Origin of the sequence: Nisaea sp. (assembly GCF_017640745.1) — a bacterium.
Classification (GTDB): domain Bacteria; phylum Pseudomonadota; class Alphaproteobacteria; order Thalassobaculales; family Thalassobaculaceae; genus Nisaea.
This window is the reverse complement of sequence record NZ_JAEPQA010000059.1, coordinates 1-5,073: the sequence shown is the minus strand read 5'-3', so window position 1 is coordinate 5,073 and position 5,073 is coordinate 1. Positions and strand designations below refer to the sequence as shown.

General features: G+C 69.4%; 1 protein-coding gene. It reads right to left on the bottom strand.

All coding sequences use genetic code 11. The features are described 5' to 3' along the window. The coding region (locus JJ959_RS21160) for a non-ribosomal peptide synthetase (protein WP_292888435.1) at positions 1-5,073 on the bottom strand (5,073 nt) is incomplete at both ends.

The window sequence follows — 5,073 nt, the reverse complement described above, 5'->3', positions numbered from 1 at the left end:
GCCTCGGATCACCGGCTCGAACGCGCCATAGTCCCGACCCGTCGCGTTCACGCCCTCCAACAGCCACGACCGCTCCGACGCATCCACCAATAGAACAGACGACAGACAACCATCACCGCCACCCGCAAGCCACGAAAGGACGCGAGAGTAACGCGTGGCGAGAGAAGCCGCCGTTTCCGCGGTGAAAAGATCGCCCGCATATTCGAGCGCCCCCATCAGACCGCTTTCCTCGCGCAGGATCTGGAGCTGCAGGTCGAACTTCGCAGTGCCGGGATGCACGGTGAGCGGGCGGCCCTCAAGGCCGCCGAGGCTGAGGCGCGGCTGTGCCTCCTCGTTATAGGCGATCATCGCCTGGAAGAGCGGCGTGCGGCTGGTGTCGCGCTTCAGGTCCATGGCCTCGATCAGGCGGTCGAGCGGCGCCGGTTCGGAGAGCGCTCTGGCCAGTTCGTCCCGGACCCGCTGCACGAGTTCGGACGCCGACGGGTCGTCGTCCATACGGATGCGGATCGCGGCCGTGTCGGCGAAGAAGCCGACGAGATTCTCCGCCTCGGCGACCTCTCGTCCATCGAAGGGAATGCCGAGCACCAGATCGTCGGTCCCCGCTGTCCGGGCCAACAGCGCCGCGTAGGCGGCGACCATCAGCGCGAAGGGCGTCGCCGAAAGCGCCTGGGCCCGCGCCTTTACCGCCGCCTCGAGCACAGAATCGATGGCGAATGGCACAACGCCACCCAGATGGCTGCGTTGCGCCGGGCGCTGGAAATCGGTCGGAAGATCGAGCAGCGGAGGCGCCCCGTCGAGCACCTCGCGCGCCCTTGCCAGCGAGGCGTCGTCGCGTGCAGACCGTTCCGCGCCCTCACGCCAGGCCACCCAGTCGCCATAGCGGAACGGCAGGGATGCGGGCTCCGTGCCTTCGTAAAGCGCCGCAAGGTCCCGGAGCAGCACCGGGACGGAATGGCCGTCGACCGCGTTGTGATGCAGCACCAGCACCACCGCAGATCGGACACCGTCGAAATCAAGCAGGCTCGCCCGGATCGGCAGATCCGTGCCGAGATGGAACAGTTCCCGGGCCAGTCCGCGGGCTATGTCCTCGGCAATACCGGACGCCTCGTCAGCCTTCGCCGAAACCAGCCGCTCGTGCTTCAGCACGAGGTCGTCCGGCGACAGAAGCACGCCTTCCACCTGCTCACCGATGCGGATTGCGGTGCGCAGCGGTTCATGCCGCTCGGCCAACAGCCGAAGCGCATGCTGCAATTGCTCCGGATCGGGCACGCCTTCGAAGAGGGTGACGACCGGCACCGTATAGGCGATGCCGGAGCCGTCGATGCGGTCCATCAGGGCGAGGCGGCGCTGCATCGCGGAGGCCGGCCTCAGATCCTCCGGCCAGTCCCGCGCGACCGGACGGCCCTCGTCCGCGCCGCCGAGCGCGTCGATTTCCGCCGCCATGTCGACGAGACGCGGTTTCGCGAAGATCGCCTTCAGCGGGAGCGCACTGCCAAACTGCTCGCGGATGCGCGCCGCAAGGCGCACGCCGAGGAGGGAGTGTCCGCCGACCGAGAAAAAACCGTCTTCGGGACGGAACGTGCCGCCGCCGAGCAGCTCGGCCCATATGCCGGCCAGAGCACGTTCCGCTTCCGTCGCATAAGTGATCGGCGCGCTGTCCTCGGACTCCTCGCCCTCGGGCACCGCAAGGGCACTACGATCGAGCTTGCCGTTCGGCGTCAGTGGCAGGGCATCGAGCACAGCGATTCGCCGCGGCACCATCCAGCCGGGCAACCGCTGGGCCAGCGCGTCGCGCCAGCGCCGCTGATCGTCTCCGACCGCACCGGTCACCCAGCCATAGAGCGCCCGGTCCCCATCCGTATCGCGCACATCGACGACCGCCTGGTCCGCTCCGGAGACCTCCCGCAGCGCGGCTTCGATCTCGCCCGGCTCGATGCGGAAGCCGCGCAGCTTGATCTGCCGGTCGACGCGGCCGAGATATTCGGCAGCTCCGTCCGCCCGGCGCCGGACGAGGTCGCCCGTCTTGTACATCCGCGCGCCCGGAACGCCGGAGAAGGGATCGGCGAGGAAAACCTCGGCCGTCTGCCCGGGACGGGCGACATAACCGTCCGCGAGACCAGCGCCGCCGATATAGAGCTCGCCTGCAACACCGCGCGGCACCGGCTCCAGATGGGTGTCGAGGATATAGAGCGCAGTGCCCCGGATCGGGCTTCCGATCGGGATGATGCGGGCACTCTCCGATTCCGCGTTGGAAAAGTGCGTGGCGGCGAAGGTGGTCGTTTCGGTCGGACCGTAGCCGTTGACGAAGCGCACACCGGGCCAGCGTCTGACCGCTGCGCGCACCGCGTCCGGATCCGCCGCCTCACCGCCGAACATCACCTCCCCGAAACCGGAGAAGGCGTCAGCCTCGGCGAAGGCCGCGCGGTTGAAGACGGAGGCCGTGAGGAAGGTCGAATGCACCCGCGCGCTTGCGAAGGCGTCCGCCAGCGCCTCGGCCTCGTAGGCCGCCTCGCGCCCGACGACGACCGTGGTCGCGCCGTTGAGCAGCGCGCACCAGATCTCGTAGGTCGCGGCATCGAAGGCCGTGGTCGCGATCTGCGCGACGCGCTTGCCGGGGCCGAACTCCGCGAAGCCGGGCTCGATCGCGAGCCGCAACACAGCGCGATGTGGCACCCGGATGCCCTTCGGCCGCCCGGTCGAGCCGCTGGTGAACATGATGTAGGCGGCGTCCGCGCCGAGCACCGCCGGGCAATCGATCTTGCCACCAGAAACTGCGAGCCCGTCATACCCGACGGCCTCAATCCCGTCCGGCATCCAGTCAACCGGCGCGCCGTCCGTAACGACCAGCGCAGCACCCGCATCCTCGGCCATCCCGGCAAGCCGCGCTCCGGGCTGTTCCGGGTCGAGCGGAACATAGGCACCGCCCGCTTTCAGCACCGCGAGGAAGAGCGCGATCTGTTTGGGTCCGCGCGCCATGCTGACCCCGACCGGCGTGCCGCGGCCGACGCCGCGCGCCACGAGACCGGCGGCGAGTTCGTCCGTCAGGCGGTGCAGTTCCGCATAGGTCAGCGAGCTGCCGTCCTGGCCTTCGAGCGCCGGCAGGTCTCCATGCGCCGCCGCCATTTCCGCGAACCGCGAGACGACCGTTCCCTCGGGCGCACCGCGCGCATCGACGATTTCAGCTCCCGACACTTCCGCCGACCGCTCCGGCGAGTTCGGCGCGAAGAGCGCGACACGCCCGACCTTTTCCTCCGGCCGGTCCGCAATGGTCTCCAGAATGCGTTCCAGCGCCTCGGCGAAGCGCGCCGCGCCGCCCGGAGGGAACAGACCGGCGGCATGCTCGATGGTGATTTCCATCGCGGCGCCGTCATCGGCGACCAGCAACACGAGATCCATCTTCGCCCGCGCCTGCGGCAGCACCCGGACCGCGACCTCCGCCGGGCCGAATTGCAGCGCGTCCAGATGCGGCGGATGGGTGGTCAGCAGAACCCGGAAGAGCTCGTCCCGCCCGTCGCCAGAATGTGCCGCAGCGATCCGGTCGAGCGGCACCCAGGCGTCGGCGAGCCCGGCGATCAGCGTGTCGCGTGCTTGTCCGGCGAGCGCGCCGAGGGATGTTTCCCCGTCGAGGGACAGCCGGAGCGGGACCGAATTCAGCATCATGCCGATGGTGCGCGCGTAATCCCCGTCGGCCCGCTGGCTGACCGGCGTGCCGATCACGATCTCGTCGCCGCCACCGAAGCGGTGCAGCACGACCGCAAGCGCAGTGTGAAGCAGCATGAAGGGCGTCAGACCGGCGTCCCGCGCCCGGGCTGCAATGCGGCGGCGGAGACCCGGCTCGACGAACAGTTTCTCGACGAGAACGGGCGCGTCCGGCCGCGCCTCTTCGGCCCAGGGAAGAGCGGGGCCGCCCGCGATCCCGGCAAGCCGTTCGGTCCAGCGGTCGAGCGCCGCGTCAGCATCGCCGCCGGCGCCGAAATCAAGCCCGTCCTCGATGGCGAGCGGATCGAGACCCGGTGCCGGCAGACGTGCCGCTAGATCCGCGGCCTCGGCCTCCGGCACCGCCAGTGCCTCGCGATAGGCCAGTTCGAGATCACGGCCGAAGAGCGCGACGGAGTCGGCATCCGCCGCAATGTGATGAAACGCGATCAGCACACGCCAGCGGTCGCTGCCGAGATCGAGGATCCGGGCCCGGAACGGCAGCTCGGCATCCAGCCGGAACGGCGTCCCGGTCTCGACGCGTTCGATCTCCGACGCAGCCGCCCCGCTCCGGACGCTCCTGACTTCGGGCGCGGCGACCAGATCGCGCCGGGGGATCACTTCCAGCCGCCCGCCCGCCTCGCGGAACAGGCTGTGCAGCAACGGATGGCGGAGCTGCAAGGCCATGAGCGCACGCGCCATCGCGCCGGCATCGAGGGCACCGTGAATATCGATGGCCCCGGTCATGTTGTAGGCGGTGTCGTCCGGGTCGCGCTGCTGCAGAACCCAGAGCCGCGCCTCCGCGGAACTCGCGGGGCGGACCGCTTCAGGGTCCCGGCGAATGGATGTCACGGGCGCGGTGCGTTTCGCCTCTCTGACATGTTTAGCGAGGTCTCTGGCTGTGGGGTGAGCGAAGACGGCGTTTGCGGGGAGGTCTATGCCGAGCGCCTTGCGGAGACGGCCGACCACCTGCACCGCCAGCAGCGAGTGACCGCCGAGCGCGAAGAAGTTGTCCTCCGCTCCCACCTCCTCGCGCCCCAGCACCCCCGCCAGGACCGCGCAGCACACTTCCTCCTCCGGTCCCCGCGGACGACCGCCAAGACCCGCCGCCGTCAGCTCCGGCGCCGGCAACGCCTTGCGGTCCAGCTTCCCGTTCGCCGTGATCGGCAGCGCCTCCAGCGTCACCCAGTCGCTCGGGACCATATGTTCCGGCAGCCGTTCCCGCAGCTTCGGACCCAGATCAGACGGAACCACATTGCCTTCCGCAACCAGATACCCCACAAGACGCGGATCCCCCTGACGGTCCTCGCGGAGCAGCACCGCCGCCTCCCTGATCGAGCCGTGGCTCATCAGCGCGGATTCGATCTCGCCCAGCTC